This is a genomic window from Methanolacinia paynteri, assembly GCF_000784355.1.
GTDB classification, from domain to species: Archaea; Halobacteriota; Methanomicrobia; order Methanomicrobiales; family Methanomicrobiaceae; genus Methanolacinia; species Methanolacinia paynteri.
The window spans coordinates 9666-31845 of record NZ_KN360927.1; the positions used below are offsets into that span (position 1 = coordinate 9666).

Annotated in this window: 25 protein-coding genes, 1 pseudogene and 1 CRISPR repeat array; of the genes and pseudogenes, 14 read left to right on the forward strand and 12 right to left on the reverse strand. The window is 53.3% G+C overall.

Annotation, left to right across the window (positions count from 1 at the left end):
* The 8 genes and pseudogenes from METPAY_RS03250 to METPAY_RS03285 all read right to left on the reverse strand — a co-directional run.
* Positions 1 to 222, reverse strand: a pseudogene (locus METPAY_RS03250) (archaeal proteasome endopeptidase complex subunit alpha); the annotation flags it as partial.
* On the reverse strand, positions 223 to 705 hold the full coding sequence (locus METPAY_RS03255; protein WP_048149108.1) for an Rpp14/Pop5 family protein: 483 nt from the start codon (positions 703 to 705) through the stop codon (positions 223 to 225).
* Positions 702 to 1379 carry an RNase P subunit p30 family protein gene (locus tag METPAY_RS03260; RefSeq protein ID WP_048149110.1) on the reverse strand — a complete coding sequence of 226 codons (678 nt, stop codon included), beginning with the start codon at positions 1377 to 1379 and terminating at the stop codon, positions 702 to 704. The genes METPAY_RS03255 and METPAY_RS03260 overlap by 4 nt, the downstream gene beginning before the upstream one ends.
* A 31-nt stretch (positions 1380 to 1410) precedes the next feature.
* Positions 1411 to 2001, reverse strand: a complete 591-nt coding sequence (locus METPAY_RS03265) for a 50S ribosomal protein L15e (RefSeq protein WP_048130990.1) — start codon at positions 1999 to 2001, stop codon at positions 1411 to 1413.
* A gap of 195 nt (positions 2002 to 2196) precedes the next feature.
* Positions 2197 to 2418 carry a type II toxin-antitoxin system HicA family toxin gene (locus METPAY_RS03270; protein WP_048149111.1) on the reverse strand — a complete coding sequence of 74 codons (222 nt, stop codon included), beginning with the start codon at positions 2416 to 2418 and terminating at the stop codon, positions 2197 to 2199.
* Positions 2415 to 2636, reverse strand: coding sequence for a type II toxin-antitoxin system HicB family antitoxin (locus METPAY_RS03275; protein WP_084600669.1), 222 nt, complete (start codon positions 2634 to 2636; stop codon positions 2415 to 2417). Before METPAY_RS03275 ends, METPAY_RS03270 begins: the two co-directional genes overlap by 4 nt.
* Positions 2637 to 2784: 148 nt before the next feature.
* Entirely contained in the window at positions 2785 to 3255 is a 471-nt protein-coding gene (gene moaC, locus METPAY_RS03280; protein ID WP_048149112.1) for a cyclic pyranopterin monophosphate synthase MoaC, read from the reverse strand.
* Positions 3252 to 4679, reverse strand: a complete 1428-nt coding sequence (locus METPAY_RS03285; RefSeq protein ID WP_048149114.1) for a bifunctional ADP-dependent NAD(P)H-hydrate dehydratase/NAD(P)H-hydrate epimerase — start codon at positions 4677 to 4679, stop codon at positions 3252 to 3254. Before METPAY_RS03285 ends, moaC begins: the two co-directional genes overlap by 4 nt.
* A 132-nt stretch (positions 4680 to 4811) precedes the next feature.
* Here METPAY_RS03285 and METPAY_RS03290 point away from each other — a divergent pair, with 132 nt between their 5' ends.
* The 10 genes from METPAY_RS03290 (at position 4812) to pyrI (ending at position 13824) form a co-directional block, all read left to right on the forward strand.
* Entirely contained in the window at positions 4812 to 6191 is a 1380-nt protein-coding gene (locus tag METPAY_RS03290) for a single-stranded-DNA-specific exonuclease RecJ (RefSeq protein WP_048149116.1), read from the forward strand.
* Positions 6157 to 6630: a PUA domain-containing protein gene (locus METPAY_RS03295; protein ID WP_048149118.1), complete on the forward strand. Its 474-nt coding sequence runs from the start codon at positions 6157 to 6159 to the stop codon at positions 6628 to 6630. Before METPAY_RS03290 ends, METPAY_RS03295 begins: the two co-directional genes overlap by 35 nt.
* 5 nt (positions 6631 to 6635) lie before the next feature.
* Positions 6636 to 6971 (forward strand): nascent polypeptide-associated complex protein, encoded by a 336-nt coding sequence (locus tag METPAY_RS03300; RefSeq protein ID WP_048149120.1) that lies wholly within the window; start codon positions 6636 to 6638, stop codon positions 6969 to 6971.
* A 15-nt stretch (positions 6972 to 6986) separates the two neighbouring features.
* Entirely contained in the window at positions 6987 to 7718 is a 732-nt protein-coding gene (locus tag METPAY_RS03305; RefSeq protein ID WP_048149122.1) for a methyltransferase domain-containing protein, read from the forward strand.
* Positions 7719 to 8586: 868 nt separating this feature from the next.
* Positions 8587 to 9141 carry an antibiotic biosynthesis monooxygenase gene (locus METPAY_RS03315; protein WP_281174072.1) on the forward strand — a complete coding sequence of 185 codons (555 nt, stop codon included), beginning with the start codon at positions 8587 to 8589 and terminating at the stop codon, positions 9139 to 9141.
* A gap of 158 nt (positions 9142 to 9299) precedes the next feature.
* A complete protein-coding gene (locus METPAY_RS03320; RefSeq protein WP_157198982.1) occupies positions 9300 to 10268 on the forward strand; it encodes a Kelch repeat-containing protein in 969 nt (322 codons plus the stop codon).
* Positions 10269 to 10643: 375 nt separating this feature from the next.
* Positions 10644 to 10778: a symporter small accessory protein gene (locus METPAY_RS15675; protein WP_342764764.1), complete on the forward strand. Its 135-nt coding sequence runs from the start codon at positions 10644 to 10646 to the stop codon at positions 10776 to 10778.
* The gene (locus METPAY_RS03325) at positions 10768 to 12345 is read left to right on the forward strand and encodes a sodium:solute symporter family protein (protein ID WP_048149127.1); all 1578 of its coding nucleotides are present in this window, start codon (positions 10768 to 10770) and stop codon (positions 12343 to 12345) included. The genes METPAY_RS15675 and METPAY_RS03325 overlap by 11 nt, the downstream gene beginning before the upstream one ends.
* A gap of 115 nt (positions 12346 to 12460) precedes the next feature.
* Positions 12461 to 13357 carry an aspartate carbamoyltransferase gene (gene pyrB, locus METPAY_RS03330; protein WP_048149129.1) on the forward strand — a complete coding sequence of 299 codons (897 nt, stop codon included), beginning with the start codon at positions 12461 to 12463 and terminating at the stop codon, positions 13355 to 13357.
* A complete protein-coding gene (gene pyrI, locus METPAY_RS03335; protein WP_048149131.1) occupies positions 13354 to 13824 on the forward strand; it encodes an aspartate carbamoyltransferase regulatory subunit in 471 nt (156 codons plus the stop codon). The genes pyrB and pyrI overlap by 4 nt, the downstream gene beginning before the upstream one ends.
* Before the next feature lie 24 nt (positions 13825 to 13848).
* Here pyrI and METPAY_RS03340 read toward each other — a convergent pair whose 3' ends face one another.
* From METPAY_RS03340 to METPAY_RS03350, 3 genes are all read right to left on the reverse strand, one after another.
* Positions 13849 to 14307, reverse strand: coding sequence for an ester cyclase (locus METPAY_RS03340; RefSeq protein ID WP_245611508.1), 459 nt, complete (start codon positions 14305 to 14307; stop codon positions 13849 to 13851).
* A gap of 400 nt (positions 14308 to 14707) precedes the next feature.
* Complete coding sequence (locus METPAY_RS03345) at positions 14708 to 15157, reverse strand: ester cyclase (RefSeq protein ID WP_048149134.1); 450 nt, start codon at positions 15155 to 15157, stop codon at positions 14708 to 14710.
* Positions 15158 to 15240: 83 nt separating this feature from the next.
* Entirely contained in the window at positions 15241 to 15822 is a 582-nt protein-coding gene (locus METPAY_RS03350) for a protein-S-isoprenylcysteine O-methyltransferase (protein WP_048149135.1), read from the reverse strand.
* Between the two features lie 578 nt (positions 15823 to 16400).
* Here METPAY_RS03350 and METPAY_RS03355 point away from each other — a divergent pair.
* From METPAY_RS03355 to METPAY_RS03365, 3 genes are read left to right on the forward strand one after another with little or no spacing between them, the layout of a single operon-like run.
* Positions 16401 to 16712: a hypothetical protein gene (locus METPAY_RS03355; protein ID WP_245611509.1), complete on the forward strand. Its 312-nt coding sequence runs from the start codon at positions 16401 to 16403 to the stop codon at positions 16710 to 16712.
* Positions 16702 to 17037 carry a hypothetical protein gene (locus METPAY_RS03360; RefSeq protein WP_048149139.1) on the forward strand — a complete coding sequence of 112 codons (336 nt, stop codon included), beginning with the start codon at positions 16702 to 16704 and terminating at the stop codon, positions 17035 to 17037. The genes METPAY_RS03355 and METPAY_RS03360 overlap by 11 nt, the downstream gene beginning before the upstream one ends.
* Entirely contained in the window at positions 17034 to 19973 is a 2940-nt protein-coding gene (locus METPAY_RS03365; protein WP_048149141.1) for a hypothetical protein, read from the forward strand. The genes METPAY_RS03360 and METPAY_RS03365 overlap by 4 nt, the downstream gene beginning before the upstream one ends.
* 8 nt (positions 19974 to 19981) lie before the next feature.
* Here METPAY_RS03365 and METPAY_RS03370 read toward each other — a convergent pair whose 3' ends face one another.
* The gene (locus METPAY_RS03370; protein ID WP_048149144.1) at positions 19982 to 20227 is read right to left on the reverse strand and encodes a hypothetical protein; all 246 of its coding nucleotides are present in this window, start codon (positions 20225 to 20227) and stop codon (positions 19982 to 19984) included.
* Between the two features lie 160 nt (positions 20228 to 20387).
* On the opposite strand from METPAY_RS03370, the gene METPAY_RS15070 reads away from it, so the two are divergent.
* Positions 20388 to 20561: a hypothetical protein gene (locus METPAY_RS15070; RefSeq protein WP_169743633.1), complete on the forward strand. Its 174-nt coding sequence runs from the start codon at positions 20388 to 20390 to the stop codon at positions 20559 to 20561.
* 285 nt (positions 20562 to 20846) lie between these two features.
* A CRISPR array of direct repeats spans positions 20847 to 22138; the repeat unit is 32 nt; unit sequence ATTTCAATCCACACACCCGCGAAGGGTGTGAC.
* Positions 22139 to 22180 lie beyond the last annotated feature (42 nt).

Consider the following 22180-nt stretch of genomic DNA (forward strand, 5'->3'; position numbering starts at 1 on the left):
GTCGACCTTGAAGATCTTCTCGATAGATGACTGCTCGAGGAGTTTCGTGCTGACCCTTTTATCGACGATAAGGACGACTCCGTCCGAGCACTTCACACCGACGGCGGTCGTTCCCCTCTTTACTGCCTCGCGGGCGTACTCTACCTGGTATAACCTTCCGTCAGGACTGAAAACGGTGATAGCCCTGTCATATCCGCCCATCTGGGCATTCATTGGCTGCATTTATATATCCTCCATATCATCTTGAGTAAAATACAAAATCTCTTGGTTTTTTATTCCATCTCCGTATAAATCAACCTTTTCCTGTGAACGCTGCCGGACGGCGTACTCTTTCCCGGAAAAGACAGCCTGCCTCTCCGGCAGAGGAGGGCGGGACTCCGGCATACGCCGCCTCAACGCCGCAATGGTCCCGGAGGTCGCCACAGGACGAAGGGCGCAGAAGGTTCCGTTTATCCTGTTCACGGTCAGTGCCGCGGTGACAAGCATCCCCTCGCTTCCCCTCCTGCACCGGACCACGGTATAATTGCCCTCGCAGAGAACGACAGCCATCGACAGTTCCGCGGCTCCGAAATCCCCGTAAAGGGATGAGATCGCGTCATACACCGCATAGTACAGCTGCTTTCCGTCCAGTCCCGCCTCGTGCGGGACAATCCTGAAGAGCACGTAGCGCTTCTTCTGCCTCAGTGTCGGCGGCAGCGGCTTCATTCGGGGATCACCTCGTCGATCGCCTCATCGATAACCTCGATTATCGGCGGACTGTTGATTATCGCATCCACCGATCCGAGCGCTGCTTTCACTTCGTTCTCCTCCATCCCGAAGATCCCGCAGAGGGAGACGATCTCCTCGACCGACCTCATGTGGATATACGACGAGGCGCCCGAAGAGATCGAGACCGGAAACCCGAACTTACGCTGGAATTTCAGGATCTCTGCGAAAGATTCGAGAGCCTTCTGGCGTGGATTCCCCCTCCGGCAGATAATAGCGGATAGATCGATATCGACTGCAACCGAGTTCTCGGCCGCCTTTATGCCGCAGACATCGTCGAACGCACGGCTCCCAGCATCGTGAATTCCGCGGAGGATACCTACGCCGCCGGTCGAAAGTGTAGCCCTGTTGAACGTAGCGTCGCCCGCACTGACGAGGATGATGTCGGGCTTAAATCTGCATTTCCTCATCGCCTTCACGAGATCGTTCTGGTTCTTCTGCCTGAGATGCAGCGCCCGGTAGACACGGACGCCGTAAAACTCACCGGAAACTCCTCCGTTCCCGTCGGCACAGACTATGCTGTCAAAGCCCATGTATTTAGCTTCGAGAGCGAATCTGCGGACGGACGTGTCGCCGGAGGGATACGGAAATACGCAGGCGTCGGAATATGCCATAACAATAATCTATTGAAAAAAGGTTGGGAAATTACTTTCCTCTGTTCTGGTTCGAACGGATGCTCGGGCGGGTCTTCTCTGTTCCCCTGCCTTTCTTCTGCATGCCGCGTCCCCTTACGCCGGCGCTGGTCAGTCCGCGCTCTGCACGGCCCCTGTGCTTGTTGTCGCCCATCCACGAGAGGTGTGCGTCGCTCTTGATCGCGGGGTGGTGACCGTCAACGAGGATGACCTCGTAGTATTTCGCCTTTCCGTCCTCTCCGACCCAGTAGGAGTTGAGAACTTCCATGTTGACGAATTTACGTGCAGCACGCTCTTCAGCGATCCTCTGGATGCTCTTGCCCATTGTGGCACGGCGCATTCCCATGCGGTTCGTCCTGCGTCCGCGGATGTAACGCGGCTTTCTGCGGCCTCCACGACGGACCTTGACACGGCAGACGATGATTCCCTGCTTGGCACGGTAGCCGAGGTTTCTTGCACGGTCGATCCTTGTAGGTCTCTCGATACGGACGACACTTCCCTCGCGGCGCCATTCCTGCATACGGTTCCAGAGAAGTGTCTTTACTTCGGTTTCGTCCGGACATTTCCATGCGTCGCGGACGTATCCATACATTGATTTTACCATTTTTGATTCACCTGAAAGGTTCAGCCGGTCTGAAACCGGCCACATTCCTTTGTGCTCCTGGAGGGACGCATCCCCACAGTTCTTTACAGTTTGGTTTCTGATGATATTAAAACAATAGGGGAAATACCGGCTGGTGCATAAAATACCAAAAAGTTTTCGTCACCTGGTGAATAGTTACAGTTTTTTAAGTTACATTCAGAGCAATTCCATAAATTCATCATAAGTCAAACCTGCTTCTCTTATGATTGCTCTAAGCGTACCGCGTGATATTTCATTGTGATTAGGAATAGTAAGCGGCCTCTTCACCGGATGGCGAAGATGAATATGACTCCCCTTCTGGTCATGGATATAATACCCGGCCCTGGAAAAAGCCTTTATAACCTGATTCCCGGACAAAACCGGAACTTTGGAACTCATACGTTTACTGAAACAAAGGCCTCGGTAATACCATTATCCGGTCTTAGAGGAATTCCTTCCTCTGCAAGGGATTTCAGATGAAGTTCTATTGCTTCCCTGATATTCTCCTTTGCCTCTTCTTCCGTCCTGCCCTGAGATATGCATCCAGGGAGGGAAGGAACGGTTGCAGTAAACCAGCCGTCTTCATCCTTTTCAAGAAGAATTTTAAACTGAATCATTTCCAGGCCTCAGAATTACCTTTACAATAATAATGGTTTACGTAATCATTAGATTATTCATGATCTCAAAATCCAGTTAAATGTCTTTGCCCCTTCTCCGGAATAAAGAGTTTTGGAGACCGGGATTAGTCTGTGTCAGAAGACTTCCTCACCCTTTCCTCTTCTCGACGACGTGGATGTCCTCGATCCCGGTCTCGGGGTACTGCCCTTCCTCGTCCTTCTCGGCCGACTTGACCATATCCCATATAGTAAGAAGTGCGATCGAGACGCCGGTGAGGGCCTCCATCTCGACCCCGGTCTTCCCGTAGGTCTTCACAGTGCAGATCGCCTCTATGCAGGGCTCGCCTTCATTCTCGTTGAAATCGATGTTCACGCCCCCGACGGGAAGCGGGTGGCACATAGGTATAAGATCGGATGTCCGCTTCACAGCCATTATCCCGGCGACCCTTGCCGTCGCAAGGACATTGCCCTTCACGACCTCACCCTTGTGTATAGCATCAACCGTCTCTTCCCTGAGATAGATCTTTCCTGCGGCGACCGCCACCCGGCCCACGTCCGGCTTTTCGGTCACGTCGACCATGTATGCCTTATCGTCTTTTATATGCGTAAATTCCGTCATTCTGTATCTCCTGTTATATCTCCAAGTATTACGGATGGTATCCTTTCGAGGAGGTCGGTCGCGACCATTCCGTCGCCCGCCGCCTCTCCGGCCGCCATCCCTGCACAGCCGTTTATGTACGCCCCGGTGCACGCGGCCTCGAAAGCCGGAAGTTTGCAGAGCAGTGCCCCGCAGACTCCCGCGAGAACGTCGCCCGTTCCACCGACAGTCATTCCCGAATGCCCGGTGCGGTTGAACCTGACGCGGCTGCCGTCCGTAATAATGTCTGTTTCGCCCTTCAAAAGAACTGTCGAATGCTTCGCAATATTACCGGCGATATCCCGGACCGCCTTCGCCCTCTCGTACAAGGTCCCTTCCGGCCGGTAACCGGAGATCCTCTCAAGCTCGCCAGCATGCGGAGTATATATCGCCTCGCCGGTTCCGGACGGAACGGGCAGGGGATTTCTGAGTGCATCGGCATCGAACACCGCCTTCTTCATGTACGGTGCGGCTTTGACGATCACATCTTGGCTCTTATCTCCCAGTCCGCACCCGCATATCACCGCATCCGAATCCTCGATCAGCCTTATTATATCCTCAAGATGCGATTCCGAGATGCACGGACCTTCGAGCTCTTCGACTATTATATCCGGGCACGGCATAACGACCGGCGATGCGACCCTTACAATATCCGCACCGGCACGGAGAGCAGCCATCCCGGCAAGATACGGTGCACCCTGGTATGGCCCTCCGCCGATCACGAGCACTTTTCCGCCCGCACCCTTGTGAGCCGACGAATCTTTTGCAGGAATCATCGTGAGATCACCCGGCCCGGTGAAGATCTCAGCCTCAAGCGGGATTCCGATATCGATCCGCTCGGAGCCGTGGAGTTTCGGCCTGTGGAAACCGCAGACCACATCCGGCGTGATCCCGGGAGTAGGGACGTCTGCGGAGATCACCGTCGCACCAGATAGGGAGACAGCTTTCGCCATCGACGCATACGGCTCCCGGAGATCACCCCTTGCACCGGTCCCGAGAATCGCATCGATTATAACGTCCGCATTCTCGAAAAGGCCTGAAAGGCCGCTCACGTCGTCCGGGCACGAAACGGGGTGAAGCGTAACCGAACAGTGCCCCAGCAGTCTCAGGTTCGCGATTGCATCGGGAGTCTTCACCCCGTTTCCCGGGTAGATTACATGAACCTCCGAATCCCTCTGCAGGTGGCGGGCGGCGACGAAACCGTCACCCCCGTTGTTCCCGCTCCCGCACAACACCAAGACCAGGTCCGGGGAATACCTCCGGACCACTCCTGCAAGGCCAAAACCAGCCGACTCCATCAGCCTGAGCCCGCTGACGCCGAGATGCATCGCGTTCCGGTCCACGGCCCGCATCCTCGCGGGTTTGATTATCCCCGTCTCCTCGAATTCAATTAGATCCCCGTTCATCCTGCCATCCTCTCTATGAACTTTAATGAACTCTTGCGCCGGAATAGTAAATCCTTTTTACGGTGGTTCAACAGGAGACGCATCTGGCAAAATAGCCCTCGTTTTAAACTCGCGGCACCAACAATATTACAGATGAGTCTCGACAAGGACATCTCCGCAGTCGCCGGGATAATACAGGATTCCAAAAAAGTAACGATAATCTCCCATATCGACGCCGACGGGATAACCAGCGAGGCGATCATGAGGCAGGCCGTCGCAAGGGCCGGCATCGAGGTCAGGTCGGTCTTCGTCAGGCAGCTCGAGCCGATCACCATGAAGCACGTGCCGGACGACGACTCCCTCAAGCTCTTCATAGACCTCGGGTCGGGCCAGCAGAACCTGTTAGAGGAACGGGGCCTCTCCGACAGGGAGGTCGTAATCATCGACCACCACGTGACCCAGGACGTCGATACCCAATATATACAGGCGAACGGGCTTCCGTACGGGCATGAAAAGCTCTCGGCCGCGGGAGTAGGATACCTCGTCGCAAGGGAGATCGACGACGTCAACATCGACCTCGCAAAGCTCGCAGTCATCGGAAACGTCGGCGACATGATGGCCCGCGAGAACTGCGGACTAATCGGCCTGGCCAGAAAGATCGCCGACGACGGCGCAGAGTTCGGAAACGTCGAGATCGTAAAAGACGACCTCAACTGCTACGGGATATCCACGAGACCGCTACATATACTCCTCTCCTTCGCAGACGACCCGCACATCCCCGGAATATCCAACCGCCCCGGCGAGGCCCAGAACATGCTGACATACGAGGCGGGAATACAGCTTCATAAGCCCAACGGAAAGTGGAAAGTCTGGGAGGACCTGGACGAAGATGAGAGAAAGAGCATCATGGGCCGCCTCGCACTCAAACTCCATTCCGCAGGAGAGCCTCTCGACCGTCTCAGGGGCGAGCACTACATCTTCCCCGACGAGAGAAAATACACGCCGCTGCGGAACGCATCCGAATACGCGACGATGCTAAACGCCTGCGGACGGTGGGTAAAGCCCTACACCGGAAGCGCCGTCTGCTGCGGGGACAGGGGTGAGGAGTACAGGGAGGCCGAGCACATGCTCAGGCACCACAGAAAGATCATCCGCGAGATGATGGAGTACATCCTCGACAAGGGGGTTACAGAATATTCCAACCTCCAGTATATCCACGTCGGAAGCAGGTTCCCGGATACCATCGTCGGGATCGGAGCGGGAATGGCGCTCTCGAAGCTCAACCGGCGGCTCCCGATTATGGTATTATGCTATCTCTCCGACGACCCCGAACTCGTCAAGGTCTCGATGCGGACCAACGAGACGATGGTGCAGGCGGGAGTCGATCTCCAGGCCGCACTGCTCGAAGCCTCCGAGAAACTCGGCGGTGCAGGCGGAGGACATAAGATAGCGGCGGGCGCATATATTCCAAGAGAATCCGAAGAGGGGTTTGCCGAAAGTGTCAACAGAATCCTCAGACAGCAACTCGCTTAAGCGGGTCAGGACGATAGCCGACTTCCAGTTCGGAAGAGGCACAGGGAAGGAGCTCTTCCCGGACGACTGCACCTTCAGGTTATCCTCCACCAAAAGGATCAGGTACGTGATGTCCGGAAAGACCCGTCTGGCAACGGTCAGGGCGGGCGACGGGCGGCTCACGCTCGGAAAAGAGGCAGGTGCAAAGCTCTGCGAAATTCTCCCCTCACCCGCGTATCGTGCGACAGTCCAAAACGATGTCGCCGAATTCGTCGTAGCGGGAAAGAACGCGATGTCCAAACACGTGATCTCCGCCGACCCGGGCATAAGGGCGGGCGACGAGGTCATGGTCTGCGACGAGCAGGGAGGCTTCCTCGGCATAGGCAACGCGGTCCTTTCCGGGGAGGAAATGCTTGCATTTAATTACGGTGTAGCAGTACAGGTAAGAAAAGGGAGTTAAAAGATATGATTCCAGGTGTCAACCCGAAACAGATGAAACAGATGATGAAGAAGCTCGGCATGAAGATGGAGACGATAGAGGATGTCGAGCGTGTGGTCGTATACACGAAGTCCGGCAACTACGTCTTCGACAACGCTGAGGTTGTCGCGACGGTGATGCAGGGCATGACCACATACCAGATCAACGGCGAGCCGAGATTCGAGGAAGCCGAGGCCGTAATCCCCGAAGACGACGTGAAGCTCGTTGCAGAGCAGGCGGGCGTCTCCGAGGACGAGGCAAAGGCAGCTCTTACGGAAGCCAAAGGCGACATCGCCGAGGCGATCCTGAAGCTTTCAGAATAATAGTGCCAATACGAAATGATACAGGAAAACGACAGGGTTCTTCTCGCCGGGCGAAAACGCGAGTTCTTCGTCAGGGCAGGCGAGGGCGAGTTCTCGACCGACAAGGGAATGGTTAAACTCGGTGAGCTCGTCGGCCTCTCGACCGGTGATAAGATCTCGACCCACATGGGCTTCGAGTTCGAGGTCAGGGAGCCGAGAGCCACCGACTATTTTAATTATGCAAGACGGACAGGCGCCCCCATGCTCCCGAAGGACATCGGGATGGTCATCGCCTGCACCGGTATGAACAAAAACGACCGCGTTCTCGATGCGGGAACGGGCAGCGGGATCGCTGCGATCTTCTTCGGCGGAGTTGCGGCTTCGGTTGTCACATACGAGAAGAGGCCGGAGTTTTCCGAGGTCTGCGCAAAGAACATCGAAGATGCAGGTCTCGACAACGTGGAGGTCATCGCCGGCGACGTTCTTGAAGCGGAAGGAGAGGAGGAGTTCGATGTCGTCCACCTCGATATGCAGATCGGAAGGGAGCATGTCGAGCACGCCTGGAAACTTCTCAAAAAGGGCGGGTACCTTGCGACCTACACCCCGTTCATCGAGCACACGATACTCGTGATGGACACGGCAAAACCCCTTTTCGCCGAGGTTGTCTGCCACGAGACTATTGCGAGGGAGCTCACGAGAACCGAGAGGGGAACCCGTCCCTCGACGAGGGTCGCCCATTCGGGATATATAACTGTCTGCAGGAAATAGAAATAACCCGCAGGAATAACCTATTTTAGGGTTTTTGCTAATCCGTGAGGGTATTAGAAGCAGGTTCCACCTTTTTTGGCAACCCCTCGCCGCGAGCGGAACAGCAGGCTCGCGGATCGGCCCCGACCCCGGGGCCTCTCAATGGCGATAACCACTCAGGGGATAGACGAGTATCTCCTGAGCGGCAAAACGCAGGAAGCTCATGGCGTGTACTGAATGAAATATGCCAGAAAAAACTAAATTAAACAGCCCGGGGACCCTTGCCGGTCCCCGGAGCGTGCCGTGGGGAGATTATCTTCGGGCAAGGCCCCTGGGCAGGGGCCGTCCGGCGGACCTGGCCGCCGGTGCCGGGGTCGCCGGAGAAAGACATGAGACAGCAAAGTGCCAAAAGTTTATCGGGATTTGGGTAGGCGATCTAAAAGGTCCGGGCCTTGATTTTTATAGCAAATGTTAGTTTCACTACCTTTGACAACCCCTCGCCGCGAGCCGCCCGGCAGGCTCGCGGATCGGTCCCGACCCCTGGGCCTCTCAATGGCGATAGCCACTCAGGGGATAAACGAGTATCCCCTGAGCGGCAAAACGCAGGAAGCTCATAGAGTGTACGGAATAGAATATACAAAAAAAATTAAACAGCCCGGGGACCCTTGCCGGTCCCCGGAGCGTGCCGTGGGGAGATTATCTTCGGGCAAGGCCCCTGGGCAGGGGCCGTCCGGCGGACCTGGCCGCCGGTGCCGGGGTTGCCTGAGTGTGCTATCCCTAAATTATTTACCCGCATGAAACAGCAAATATTCCTATAATTACAGGAGGAATTTCAATTACGACCGAAGGAACCGAAAACAGGCCCGGCGAAGATACGGGACCTGTCACGATCGTAACGACGCATTTCGTAAAGCCAGAGAAGATGCAGGAGTTCGAGGATGAGATCAAAAATGTATCGAATTATTTCGTGGGCTACCCGGGATATCTCGGCGTGAACTTCTTCAGGCCGTCCGATCCGGCGGACGGCGACTTCAGGGTAGTCCTGAAGTTCAGTTCGGAGGAGGCCTACGAGAGATGGGCGAATTCCGACGAGCGGAAGAGGTGGAAGGAGAGGGAGAAGGAGCTCACGATCGCACCGCCGAAGAGGTACAGGGTGAACGGGCTCGAGACCTGGTTCACGCTTCCGGGCAACAATATACTGAAGCCGCCTCCCCGCTACCGCCAGTATTTTGTGACGTGGCTTGCGGTCTGGCCGGTTATCGCGGTGCTCGGACCGATTGAAGGTTACCTGTTTGGGAGTTTCCCGTATATCATCCAGAAGATGGCCGACGTTGCCATTCTCGCATTTCTCCTGACATACCTCGTGATGCCTTTCATGACGAAGGCGTTCAAGTGGTTCCTCTACCCGGACGCGGTGAAGAAGATGGAGACCGAAGAGTGGTAGTTATTGCGGCATATCGATAATTTTACTTCAGAAACCACGATCAACCAAGGGAATCCAAGCCACCTTTAATCAAACTAAAATAAAAAATTTTAATATTGGTTACTACAAAGGCTAAATTCTAAACAACATTCCTTTAAACAGCAAAGGGGGGGTTACCTATGACTGAAAGAATTTACAATTTGTACAAAAAACACGGAGTGTTCATGATAACAACTGTCATGATGCTTCTTTTGATCGTAACGCCGGCAGTCGCCGAAGATATTCTGACCAACTGGACACAGGCAACCAATTCGACAGAGTTTTCGCCACGCTATTTTCATACATCCGTTGTATATGACGACAAAATGTGGGTGATAGCCGGAGATGACGGAAGTTACAAAAACGACGTCTGGTATTCAACGAACGGTGTAAACTGGACACAGGCAACTAATTCGACAGCATTTTCGCCACGCTTTATTCCTGAATCCGTAGTCTATGATGACAAAATGTGGGTGATAGCCGGATGGGACGACGTGAGTAATAAAAACGACGTCTGGTATTCAACCGACGGAGCAAACTGGACTCTGGCAAACGATTCGGCGGCATTTTCGCCACGTCGTGGAGCCGCACTTATAGTTTACGACGACAAAATGTGGGTGATCGGTGGAAGAGAAGATAATGGTCATGTAAACGACGTCTGGTATTCAACCGACGGAGAGATCTGGACACTGGCAAACGATTCGGCAGCATTTTCAGCACGGAATTTTCAGGCGTCTGTAGTATATGACGGCAAAATGTGGCTGATTGGAGGGTCCTCCCCACAAATATTAAATGATGTGTGGTATTCAACCGACGGAGAAATCTGGACACTGGCAAACGATTCAGCGGCATTTTCACCACGCCGTGACTCTACATGTATCGTATCCGATGAAAGGATGTGGATAATCGGTGGAGCAGACCGCCAGAATAATTTTAATGATGTATGGTATTCGACCGACGGAGAAATCTGGACACAGGCAAACGTTTCGGCGGCATTTTCGCCACGTCGCAGCTTCTCATCTGTTATATACGACGGCAGTGTATGGATAATCGGAGGATTAGATAACGATAGTATGAAAAACGATGTCTGGTATTCGAACGTTGTGTAGACATAATATCTGTTATCACCTGCATAACGGCCCTGTAAAAACAGGCAATCAGCAGAGATTCTCAAATCCCAAATTTTTAATTTTCATGTATTCCAGATCACTTTTCCTGCGGTGGTGCACCACCTTCCTCTCCCGCGAACCGCAATCAGACACCATTATATCCCGGAAGAGCAACTTCTATTAGGTATCCTGAATATGACATGCAAATGCACGGCAACGGAGGGTTCGGTTTTCGACACTTCAGCTCCGGCATTCGCATTTTTCTTTGGATTTAATTTCTTTAGCTTTAGATAGGGCGCCGAAAAACAATCCGGTTGCCCTTGTATCGTTTTAGTCATCATTCAGATTACCGCAAGGAATTTATCAGGTTTTATGATGTTTGGAATTTCTGATCCCTATATCTGGATAGGTTACCTGCTGTCGTTTTTATTTACGGCGGCCTGCATAGCGTACGGCATTTTGAACTGGAGGAACGGACAGGAACCGGAGGAGGGACCGGATGGCAGTTGACACGCTGGTCTTCGCCGCGATAACCGCGGTCTACCTGGCGGTCATCATCTTCCTCGGCTACGTGGGATTTCGCCAGACTAAAGGCAGCGACGACTTCATGATCGCGGGGAGGAGGATCAACCCCGTTGTCCTCGCACTCTCGTACGGTGCGACTTTCATCAGCACCTCGGCGATCGTGGGTTTCGGCGGTGTCGCGGCACAGCTCGGTATGGGCCTCGTGTGGCTCACCGTGCTCTGCATCGGTGTCGGCGTTCTCATCGCCTTCATCGTCTTCGGCAAAAAGACGCGTGAGCTCGGGAAGAAGACGGACGCGGTGACGTTTCCCGATCTCCTGGGCAAATGCTACGGGTCGACTTTCATGCAGCGTGCGGCCGGGCTCGTGATACTGTTCGGAATGCCGCTCTACACCGCAGCGATCCTCATCGGTGGTGCACGCTTCATCGAGACGACGCTCGCGATACCCTACGACACGGCGCTTATCGCGTTCGCGGTGATCGTCGCTGCATATGTCATCCTCGGCGGCCTTATCGCCGTCATGTATACCGACGCCCTGCAGGGTGCGATCATGTTCATCGGAATGACGATCCTGCTGATCCTCACGTATACGTATCTCGGCGGAGTCATAACTGCGAACTCGGCGCTCGATGCGATGTCGTCGATGGTCCCCGAGTCGCTTGCAGCCAGCGGAATGACTGGCTGGACATCGATGCCCGATTTTCTGTCGCCGATCTGGATCACTATGATAACGACGATGGTGCTCGGTGTCGGAATCGGTGTTCTCGCACAGCCGCAGCTCGCGGTTCGCTTCATGTCGGTCAAGGACAACCGCTCGATCCACAGGGCGGTGATGGTCGGCGGTCCGTTCGTCCTCGTGATGACCGGGGTCGCGTTCACCGTCGGTCCGTTGACGAATGTGTGGTTCATGCAGACCCAGGGAATGCTCGCTGTCGAGGCGTCGGGAGGGAATGTCGATACCGTCATCCCGAACTTCATCAACTCGGCGATGCCGGACTACTTCGTGATCATCTTCATGCTCGCTCTCCTTGCGGCTGCGATGTCGACCTTAAGCTCGCTCTTCCACACTATGGGAACGACGATCGGCTACGACCTGAACGTAAAGATGAAGGACTCAAAGCCGTCGATCCGTGCGATCCAGGCAGGAACTGTCATTATGATCGTCGTCAGCACGATTGTCGCGTACCTGATGCCCGGAAACATCATCGCGAGAGCAACCGTCATGTTCATGGGGCTCTGCGCCGCGGCGTTCATCCCGGCGTTCGCGTACGCACTATATTGTAAGAAGCCGTCACTCTTCGCGGCGAAGGCGAGCCTCATCTCCGGTACGGTCTCGTGGTTCCTCTGGACGGCGTTCGTGCATTCGTCCGAATCTTCGGTCCTGGGCTTATCAAAGGCGATCTTCGGGGTCTCTTCAGTCCTCCCGATGCCATGGGGAGTGGTGAACCCGATCGTGATCGCTCTCCCGATCTCGGCGATCGTCCTGTGTGTCGCACATTTCTACGACAGGTCGATCGTGGATTCGCCGGAAAGAGAGGCGGATTCGTCCTGAAGGACGATCTATATTTTTTTTGCCCGGGAGCCGGCCCGGAGAGGAGGGTAACTTCCCCCGCACATTACTCGAACAATTTTAAAGCAGTGGAGCGATAATTACAGATGGAGAGTTCATGCATCATATCATCTCGATCAAGGAACTTGAAGTTGAAGATATAAACAGACTGCTCGACAAGGCCCGTCTGATCCAGGAGAAGGGGTTCAAACGACGGACCCTTGAAGGAAAACTCGTCGCACTCCTCTTTTTTGAACCTTCCACCCGAACCAGGATGTCATTTTCTGCCGCCCTCTCCCGCCTTGGGGGAGATGTTATCACGGTGGACAGCGTCGAGGGGAGTTCGATTTCGAAGGGGGAGACACTCGCGGATACGATAAGGGTTGTCAGCAGCTACGTGGACGCGATCGTGCTTCGCCACCCGAAGGAGGGTGCGGCGAGGCTTGCGGCGAATTTTTCGACAGTGCCGGTGATAAACGCCGGTGACGGTGCGGGCCAGCACCCGTCGCAGACGCTCCTCGACCTGTATACGATAAGGGAGAACATGCCGCTCGACAATATCGACGTCGGGCTTCTCGGGGACCTACGCTACGGGAGGACTTCGCACTCGCTGTCATACGCACTTTCGAACTACAACGTCCGGATTCACACGATCGCACCGAAGAGCCTGGAGATGCCCGCGGTTATTATCGAGGAGATGGCGGAGAGGGGCGTCGAGCTGATCCAGCACGACAGCCTTGCGGATGTCATCAACGAGCTGGATGTCCTGTATGTCACGAGAATCCAGAGGGAGAGGTTCCCGGATTCGGCGAGCTACGCGAGGGTCGCACACTCTTACAGGATTACGCCCGAGGTTCTCAAAGACGTGAAGGACAACCTGATCCTGATGCACCCGCTCCCGAGGGCGGGGGAGATCGATCCCGCGGTGGACAAACTTCCGTATGCAAAATACTTCAGGCAGGCGGAGAACGGCGTGCCCGTGAGAATGGCGATGCTGGAAGAGGTGATGCTGTGAGCGGAAAGGAGCCGGAGGACGGCCTCCTGATAAGCCCGATCCAGGACGGAACGGTGATCGACCATATCACCGGCGGCGAGGCGCTCGTGGTCCTGAGAATCCTGGGGATAACGGGGACGACGAAGGAAGCGATCTCTGTTGCGACGAACGTGGGAAGCAGGATTTCAGGAAAGAAGGACATCGTGAAGATCTCGAACAGGGAGCTGTCGAAGGAAGAGGTCGACAGGATTGCACTGATCGCCCCGAATGCGACGATTAACATCATCAGGGACTTCCGGGTCTTCGAGAAGATGAAGGTCGAAATTCCCGAGTCGGTCACGGGCTTTGTATGCTGCCCGAACCCCGGCTGCATCACGAACTCGAACGAGCCTGTCGAAAGCGGCTTTAAGACGAAGAAGGGCGGACGGCTCCAGTGCATCTACTGCGATACGATAATTTCGGACAATATTGTGGATTATATTATTTGAGTTGAGGAGCCTTCCCCTCAAAACTCAATCCCCGAAAAACATCTCCTCCCCTTTTTCCGTATACTTCATCAGACCCAGACTGTAAAGGAAATCGGAATCGCTGTCTACCCCCCATCCTTCTGCAAGCCTTCCGTCTGCAATCCGCCAGATGAAGATCATCGTTATCGCGACTTTGCTGCCGGTGGGAGGAAGGATAGCACCAAAACAGTTCCATTCGCCGGTATGTGTCCCGGTTCCCTCAACACAAACCCATACCTTGTCCTCTTCGGCGATCATATCGACGATCTCTTCGTGCCAGTCGGGGAAAGCTACGAATGCGAGCTCATAGAGCTTTCTGAAGTTTTCGATACCCTCCTGCTTATGGGTATTGTCGATGTAGCCGGGATCGACGAGTTCACTGAAAAGATCTAGGTTCCGGGTGTTGTAGGCGTCGATGAACTTCCGGACGATCGCTTTATTCTCTTCGGGTGACACGGGGATCACTTCCTGGTGGTCTGTTCTTTTTCACCTTATTTAACGTTGCCGTCCCGCGGGCTTACTTTCACCCCACATCCGACTTCGGATTAAATACCTCTACGCAAAACTCTATGATCGTCCCTGGCTGGAAAATAGAGACAGGACAGATCTCACAAACCCCAAATATTCATACCGACTTGTCTTCAAATCAGCCGAACCTGCCCGTTCCCTTGGAGAAGAACAATATTTCCGGCCGGGACACCTGCCCCAAATCCATAAAAGATCACCAACCCTTTTTTTTCTTTTTCAATAATGAAAGAGAGCTGTTTATTCGAATATCCTGCCCGGGCCAGGAGACTACAGAATCACCTTGCACATTCCAGGGAGATTGCGGCAGGAAAATATTCCCCGCACGCCATTCGAATCCTTATTCTCCTGAGAACATCTCCTTTCCTATCTCCGTGTAATCCATAAGGCCCAGTTTATTGAGGAAATCGGAATCGCTGTCGACCTCCCATCCTTCAGCAATTCTGCCGTCGGCGATCCGCCAGATGAAGACCATCGTCATGGCGACTTTGTTCCCGGTGGGAGGGAGGTTTACCCCGAAGTAGCTCCATTCGCCGGTATGGGTCCCGGTGGCGTTTACGCAGACCCATACTTTGTCTTCTTCGGCGATCATGTCGACGATCTCTTCGTGCCAGTCGGGGAAGGCAGTGAATGCGAGTTCGAAGAGCTTCCTGAAGTCTTCGATTCCTTCCTGCTGGTGGGTGCGGTCGACGTAGCCGGGGTCGACAAGTTCGTTGAAAAGGTCCAGGTTCCGGGTGTTGTACGCGTTGATGAACTTCCGGACGATTGCTTTATTCTCTTCTGCTGACATGGGCATCACTTCCTGATGGTCTGTTCAATTTTACTTTATTTAAGGGTACCGCCCCGGGAAAGGATGCGGGGAAAAAAGGATTGTCAGATCTTCGGGATTACGCGTCCGGTGGTCTTCATATATTCCCTGTATTCGTCGCCGAATTTATTGATGAGCATCTCCTCCTCTTTGGGTACCCGGAGATAGTAGAGCAGGCCCCATGCCGCAACCCCGAAGACGAGGACGAGCGAGTTGTCGAGAATTACGCCCTGCCCGATTACCCAGAGCCAGATGTGGGCATACATCGGGTGTCGGATTCTTTTGTAGATCCCGGATTTGACGAGGGTGTGATCCTGTTTGATCTCGAGTACGGGCGACCAGTTCTTCCCGAGGTCGGCATGAATCCTGGCGAACAGCCAGACGTTGAAGAACCCGATTACGAGGAAAATGAGTCTTATTGAATCGGGAATGTTCATGGAAAACGAGTCGAGCCACGGGGTGAATACTGCTGCGAGCGGGAGAATCATCATCCCGATGAAGTTCAGCCCGACAAGACAGGATTCGAATACGGGGCGGACTTTCTCACTCTTTTCCGGGGTTTGGGCTTTTTTGCCGTAGTATGCACGGACCAGAAACCAGACTACGAACAAGGCAAGAAAACCCAGTTTCCAGATATCATCAGTCATTGTACCGCAGTTTATGATCTTTGGTGCGGATTATCCATGACCTGATTTTTTTCGGTTTTTTGATGTATACGAACAAAAGGGGGATTGTATCTCGGCGGGTTTACTTTCACCCTCCACGTTGCTTCCGGTTAAATACCCATATGCAAGACTCTATGATCGTCCCGGATCGGGAGAAAAAACGATGGACATTTCTCACTAATCCGAAACTTATCATGCCATGCCAACCCGGCCCTCCGAATCTGCCGGGCACGCTCGTTCACCATACATAAGTAAAAGATTTCCGGCCGGGACGCCCCAATCCGAAAAAGACCACCCATCTTTTTTTTTGTTGATATGATTACGAAAAGCTATTCAGGAAATGTTTTCTGAAAATCGTCATGCGGATAGATCGTCGATCGCTTCGCTGCATCTTCCGGGATTTTATAATTTTTGAAAAATGCTGCAAAATTTTTTCTGTTTAATGAAATCCGACCATTATTGAATTTAATTTTCAATTTTTCCCACAAATTCCGATTTAATTTTATAACGACTTCCTTCCCAATCCTTACAGGGTGCCGAAATCACACCTGATGATAATAATGAAAGATACAAACGAACGAATTACCGGGGACTATTACTGTCTGGCGCCCGAAAAGGGAAACGGCAGCCCCCGGAACAAACCGTGTACCACCACATGCTGCATGAGAACTGCCACCAGAAAATCTACTTCCAGGGAGATAAACAAAGCGGCGGGGCCAGTCCCGCTCTACCTGATCCCGCAGGCACTCTCGAAAGAGATCCGCGAACTGAAAGATGCGATCGTCGAGATCCGGGTCAGGAGAACAAGCGGCCACAATTACAGGATATATTTTATCGCAACCGCCAGGGAGGGAACGGCCTTTGAATCCTGAACAGGAGATAATCAGATTGGATGACGACGGTTCGCTCCGGATTGAAGCGGGAGGACCGGATCTTTTCATCGCAGAAGACGATGTTGAAAGTCTCGTCTCCTCCGGCCGTGTCGTCCCGGTATTCAAATCCGTACCCGGAAAAGAGGATGCACTTTCGATCGAGGGGCACGCCGCGATCTCACCCGGGGGAAAGGCGGTGAAGATATTCACGACAGCGGGACATTTCATTATTCCGTTCGTCTCCCTGCAGAGAGTTGCAAAGGAAGAGGCGGTATCCGCACCACTCTTTCCCCTTGAACCTGATTTACCGGAGGAGAGATCATGAGCGAAGAGATCCGAAAATCTCTCGCCACCCTCTTTCCGGGCGGCGGAGTCGTGGAGCTGCGGGCCCTCGGCGATCACAATGTTCACAGCGGGTACTTCGACGATCACGAGACGCTCGCTGAAAAAGCCGAAACCGTCTCCCGCATCTCCGATGTGCAGGGCGTTTATGTAACTCTAAATGAGATCAATCCCGCTCTTCTCTCCCGGAGGGCAAACCGCGTGAAGATGATTCTCGGGCGGAGGGATGGAACGACCGCGGATACGGATATCATTCGCCGGCGGTGGCTGCCCGTCGATCTCGACCCGGTACGGCCCAGCGGGGTTTCATCGACGGACGAGGAGCATGAAGCTGCTTTATCGAAGGCAGAGAAGATCGCCGGCTTCCTCCAGACACTCGGGTTCCCCTCCCCCATCCTCGCCGATTCGGGAAACGGCGGGCATTTACTATATGCAGTCGATCTCCCGAACGATGAGGAGTCGACCGATCTCGTACGTGACTGCCTGACCACTCTCGATCTCCTCTTCTCCGATAACACCGTCACCGTCGATACGGCGAACTTCAACGCTGCCCGGATCTGGAAACTCTACGGAACAATTTCCCGGAAGGGCGACGACACGCCCGATCGCCCGCACAGGATGGCCCGAATCATCGATGCACCGGACGATACAGAAACCGTTGCAACGGAAAATCTTCAAAAACTCGCAAACCTTCTTCCGAAAGATGAGCCGAAAATTTCGTCGAAGAGCGAGGATAAAAAGATCGACCTCTCCGAATGGCTCCCGGACCACGGGATCGCAGTTGCGAGCGAGAAGCCGTGGCAGGGCGGAACACTCTTCGTCCTCGAAGAATGCCCGTTCTCCTCCGCACACAAAGACGGGGCGTTCGCGATTCAATTTTCAAACGGTGCGATCTATGCCGGCTGCCACCACAATTCCTGCGGCGGCGGGAAACAAAGATGGAGCGAGCTCCGGGCGATGTACGAGATCAAATCCGCCCGGAAGGAGAGAAGAGCCGGACGACAAAACGAAAATACAGGCAAAACCGAAAGGACCGTTCGCCGCGGGGGATCTTCGTTTTCCGAAAAGACGAGGGAGAAGGCAGCCGAAATCCTCAAAAACGGAGACCCCGTTAAATTCATACTCGACACCTTCTCGAAATTCCACGTCGGCGACGAAACGCTGGCCGAATGCCTGGTAATGTCTATCGCTTCCCAGTCGGTCGAAAATACGAACGGCCTCCACGTATTCGTATCCGGTGACTCGGGGAAAGGAAAATCCGTTGCATGCAGGGCCATGACTAATCTTGTCCCGGAAGAATACAGGCTCAGGGGTAAGGTGAGCGACAAGGCGCTCTACTATAACCGCGACCTGGTGCCGGAGACCGTTTTCCTCTTCGACGACGCACATATTTCGGAAGATGTCTGCGAGATCTTGAAGTCCGCGACCACGAATTTCCGCGAAAGGATCGAATACCAGACGCTTACAACCGACAGGCAGCTCAGGACATACGATATCCCGGAGAGGTGCGTATGGTGGGTCGCGAAGGTCGAGTCCATCGGCGACGACCAGGTGCTGAACCGGATGCTCACTGTCTGGATCGACGATACATCGGACCAAGACAAGAGGGTGCTCGACAACCTGAAGAGATCCGAATCACGGGAAAAAATAACCCTCAGGGAGCCGGTCGAAACGGACATCTGCCGCTGTATCTGGGCGATTTTGAAGGAGGAGACGACTTATGTCTCGATTCCGTTCGCGGAGAGAGTGCAGTTTTCATCCTTCGCAAACCGGAGGAACCCGGCGATCTTCTTCGACCTGGTAAAGTGTCATGCTCTTCTTTTCAAAGAACAGAGGGAAAGGTTCACGCCGGTGGACGAGGACGATAATCCGATAGAAAATTTGCCGGCAATCCGGGCGATGGTTGACGACTTTGATGCGGCTGCGAGGATCTATGCAGCGATCAACGGCGATTCGGGAAGCCAGGAGACGAAACTTACGAAGAACGAGGCGGCCGCCCTTGAGGTCATATGCAAAATGGGCTGGGATGTCGTCACGGTCAAGATGCTCCAGGATGTGATGGGGATCTCGTATCACCAGGCGAGGAGGATCTTCCACGGCTACCTGAGCAGGGGATGTTCGTATTCCGGCCTTCTTGAGAAGTGTCCTGCAATCGGGTTTATCGATGCGACGGTTTCGGAGGAGGCCGACGGGGTCATGCTCCGGCAGCGGGAGAGCCGGTATTCTTTCAATTACGAGATCTACCGGGAATGGGATTCCGGGAACATCGTCTGGCTTGACAAAGAGGAGGCCGGCACCGGCGGTGACGGCACGGGGCCGGACGATGGCGGAGGGCCTGACGATGACGGCGGCCCGGACGGGGATGCTGCCCCGGGGTCGGAGCCGGATTGTATTTGCAGCTTTGCAGCAAATTTGCAGCCGGTTTGCAGCAGCGTGCTGCAAAGTAAAAGGGAGGATGAGAGCGGTTCTTTTACCGGATGCAGTCAGGATGACGGGAGTCTTCTCCCGGCAAATAGTAGTTTGCGGAAAAATTCAGGGGCACAGGAAGATGATCGTAAGGAGAAATATTCTTCCTGTTGTGTGTGTACGCCCGGTTCTGCTGCAAACATGGATCAAAAACGCCCGGATATTTTGGAGATTGAAAAAGCATGCGATTATAATTATTCGCTGCTTTGCGGGGATGTGCTGCAAACTACTGCGAACTTCCGCAAGGCTGCGAATGTGAGGGGTTCGACTCTTCCTCTTCCCGGTGTTCTCGACCATCGCGATTTCGAGAGAGTGAATAAAGATCTCGGGAAATGTGATCTCTGCAGCGAGGGGAAGGCTGTTTTTTCTTCGCGGGAGCTGAAGATGAGTGTTTGTGAAGGGTGTTTCGGGCGGCTATTGAGAGAGGATTTGGAAAAAGAAGGGGTGAGGTGATTAAAACCCTAAACCCCTTCCGGGATGTTGTCTTCATTTATCTTTCTAATAAGCGCAACTGCCAAATCATAACTCTCAACGGCAAGACCCGCAAGAAGAGACTCCTCTGTCGCCATCTCCCTCAGAACCTCTATTCTGGACAAAGCTTCCCACTCGGCACGGTTTTGAGCAACTTCCGCTATTGATGACTTCAGAAATTCGTAGAGAAATTTTTTATCCGGGTCAATAATCGAGGGAATATACTCCATCATCATCACCTGAAACAATATCCCTACCTGGGCCGCCGCCGATCTCTTTGATTTCTTCTACATTTGGTATAAACATTTTTTGTCCCCCTCTTTACAGCATAATTTACAGTATGTATTACAGTATTGAGCCGCTGGCATATATAACTTACCATGCAAAATATACTGTATGTCCGTGGTAGGAAATGGGCGCGTTGTATCTCAGGGAAATGCAAAAACAAAATATTTAACGATACCCTCCGCATTAGCTACAGATTCAAACTTTCCATTTGAAGAAGGAGAGCAGGTTAAAATCACAATAGATCCGCAAAACAAGCGTTTAATTGCCGAAAAGATCAGATAATCTCAAAATGGCAGGAAACAAACCTCTCCTATTGAAAATCTAAAGAGTACACTCATAAGATCTTTAAAACTTCATACGACTCTCCTCGACCACCGCTATTTTCAAAGGATGACTAAGGAGCTTGGAAAGTGTGATCTCTGCGGTGAGGGGAAGGCTTTTTTTCTTCAGAGTAACTGAAGATGCATATTTGTGAGGGATGTTTCGGGAGGTTGATGAATATTCGATCCATTTACTCGTTAAGGATGTGACTTACTTCGGAACCCTGAAGAACTTACGGACAACATAATTTCAATCCACACACTCACGAAGGGTGTGACCAACCTACGATCTCGCAGTGATCAACTATTACGAATTTCAATCCACACATCCACAAAGGGTGTGACTGGGATACTGTTTTAATGCGACCTGCAGAGTCAAATTTCAATCCACACACCCGCGAAGGGTGTGACGAGCTCGTGCTCCGCTTTCGCGAGCGCAAAATGATTTCAATCCACACACCCGCGAAGGGTGTGACGAGTCACATCAGGTTTATGCTCAAGCTCGCCCGTAATTTCAATCCACACACCCGCGAAGGGTGTGACAACCAGCGACTCTTGACAATTTGTCGGCCGGAGCTATTTCAATCCACACACCCGCGAAGGGTGTGACCGCTTGATATGCTCTTGAATTCAACAGGATTGATATTTCAATCCACACACCCGCGAAGGGTGTGACGTTCTGCAAGGATTTCTATCCGCATATTAAACGATTTCAATCCACACACCCGCGAAGGGTGTGACAGTCACATCAGGTTTATGCTCAAGCTCGCCCGTAATTTCAATCCACACACCCGCGAAGAGTGTGACGTATTATCTGACGCCGAATTCGTTACGGCTATATTTCAATCCACACACCCGCGAAGGGTGTGACGAAAATGCTAACGTAGCGGGTGATTCTACAAGTGATTTCAATCCACACACCCGCGAAGGGTGTGACGCGTATTATCTGACGCCGAATTCGTTACGGCTATATTTCAATCCACACACCCGCGAAGGGTGTGACGCGTATTATCTGACGCCGAATTCGTTACGGCTATATTTCAATCCACACACCCGCGAAGGGTGTGACCATGTCGGCGACTAAGTCCTTAAAACAGTATTCAATTTCAATCCACACACCCGCGAAGGGTGTGACGAGGACGGTCGAATATGTCATGCATGTTTGGATTCATTTCAATCCACACACCCGCGAAGGGTGTGACCAAAAAGGCGGGTAGCTGTTGTACCCACCTCGACGGTATTTCAATCCACACACCCGCGAAGGGTGTGACTACAGGGTCAGCGGTATGTAAATCACGGCCATCCTATTTCAATCCACACACCCGCGAAGGGTGTGACGCCTTTGTTCAGGCCGGCCCAATCTTCGAGGTATCATTTCAATCCACACACCCGCGAAGGGTGTGACCAAGCGGAGCTCCAGCAATCTTTATGCCTGGGGACGATTTCAATCCACACACCCGCGAAGGGTGTGACTGCGATGATCTGCCAGGTCAATCCGCCACCCTCCATTTCAATCCACACACCCGCGAAGGGTGTGACCGATAGGAGGGGCGTCCATCGGCGGCAGGTCTTCATTTCAAT

What these genes read in the sequence shown, in the direction of transcription:
- METPAY_RS03255 (WP_048149108.1), bottom strand. Translation starts at nt 705, where the DNA reads ATGAAGCCGCTGCCGCCGACACTGAGGCAGAAGAAGCGCTACGTGCTC.
- METPAY_RS03260 (WP_048149110.1), bottom strand. Translation starts at nt 1,379, where the DNA reads ATGGCATATTCCGACGCCTGCGTATTTCCGTATCCCTCCGGCGACACG.
- METPAY_RS03265 (WP_048130990.1), bottom strand. Translation starts at nt 2,001, where the DNA reads ATGGTAAAATCAATGTATGGATACGTCCGCGACGCATGGAAATGTCCG.
- METPAY_RS03270 (WP_048149111.1), bottom strand. Translation starts at nt 2,418, where the DNA reads ATGAGTTCCAAAGTTCCGGTTTTGTCCGGGAATCAGGTTATAAAGGCT.
- METPAY_RS03275 (WP_084600669.1), bottom strand. Translation starts at nt 2,636, where the DNA reads ATGATTCAGTTTAAAATTCTTCTTGAAAAGGATGAAGACGGCTGGTTT.
- moaC (WP_048149112.1), bottom strand. Translation starts at nt 3,255, where the DNA reads ATGACGGAATTTACGCATATAAAAGACGATAAGGCATACATGGTCGAC.
- METPAY_RS03285 (WP_048149114.1), bottom strand. Translation starts at nt 4,679, where the DNA reads ATGAACGGGGATCTAATTGAATTCGAGGAGACGGGGATAATCAAACCC.
- METPAY_RS03290 (WP_048149116.1), top strand. Translation starts at nt 4,812, where the DNA reads ATGAGTCTCGACAAGGACATCTCCGCAGTCGCCGGGATAATACAGGAT.
- METPAY_RS03300 (WP_048149120.1), top strand. Translation starts at nt 6,636, where the DNA reads ATGATTCCAGGTGTCAACCCGAAACAGATGAAACAGATGATGAAGAAG.
- METPAY_RS03305 (WP_048149122.1), top strand. Translation starts at nt 6,987, where the DNA reads ATGATACAGGAAAACGACAGGGTTCTTCTCGCCGGGCGAAAACGCGAG.
- METPAY_RS03320 (WP_157198982.1), top strand. Translation starts at nt 9,300, where the DNA reads ATGACTGAAAGAATTTACAATTTGTACAAAAAACACGGAGTGTTCATG.
- METPAY_RS15675 (WP_342764764.1), top strand. Translation starts at nt 10,644, where the DNA reads ATGTTTGGAATTTCTGATCCCTATATCTGGATAGGTTACCTGCTGTCG.
- METPAY_RS03325 (WP_048149127.1), top strand. Translation starts at nt 10,768, where the DNA reads ATGGCAGTTGACACGCTGGTCTTCGCCGCGATAACCGCGGTCTACCTG.
- pyrB (WP_048149129.1), top strand. Translation starts at nt 12,461, where the DNA reads ATGCATCATATCATCTCGATCAAGGAACTTGAAGTTGAAGATATAAAC.
- METPAY_RS03345 (WP_048149134.1), bottom strand. Translation starts at nt 15,157, where the DNA reads ATGTCAGCAGAAGAGAATAAAGCAATCGTCCGGAAGTTCATCAACGCG.
- METPAY_RS03350 (WP_048149135.1), bottom strand. Translation starts at nt 15,822, where the DNA reads ATGACTGATGATATCTGGAAACTGGGTTTTCTTGCCTTGTTCGTAGTC.
- METPAY_RS03355 (WP_245611509.1), top strand. Translation starts at nt 16,401, where the DNA reads ATGAAAGATACAAACGAACGAATTACCGGGGACTATTACTGTCTGGCG.
- METPAY_RS03365 (WP_048149141.1), top strand. Translation starts at nt 17,034, where the DNA reads ATGAGCGAAGAGATCCGAAAATCTCTCGCCACCCTCTTTCCGGGCGGC.
- METPAY_RS03370 (WP_048149144.1), bottom strand. Translation starts at nt 20,227, where the DNA reads ATGATGATGGAGTATATTCCCTCGATTATTGACCCGGATAAAAAATTT.
- METPAY_RS15070 (WP_169743633.1), top strand. Translation starts at nt 20,388, where the DNA reads ATGTCCGTGGTAGGAAATGGGCGCGTTGTATCTCAGGGAAATGCAAAA.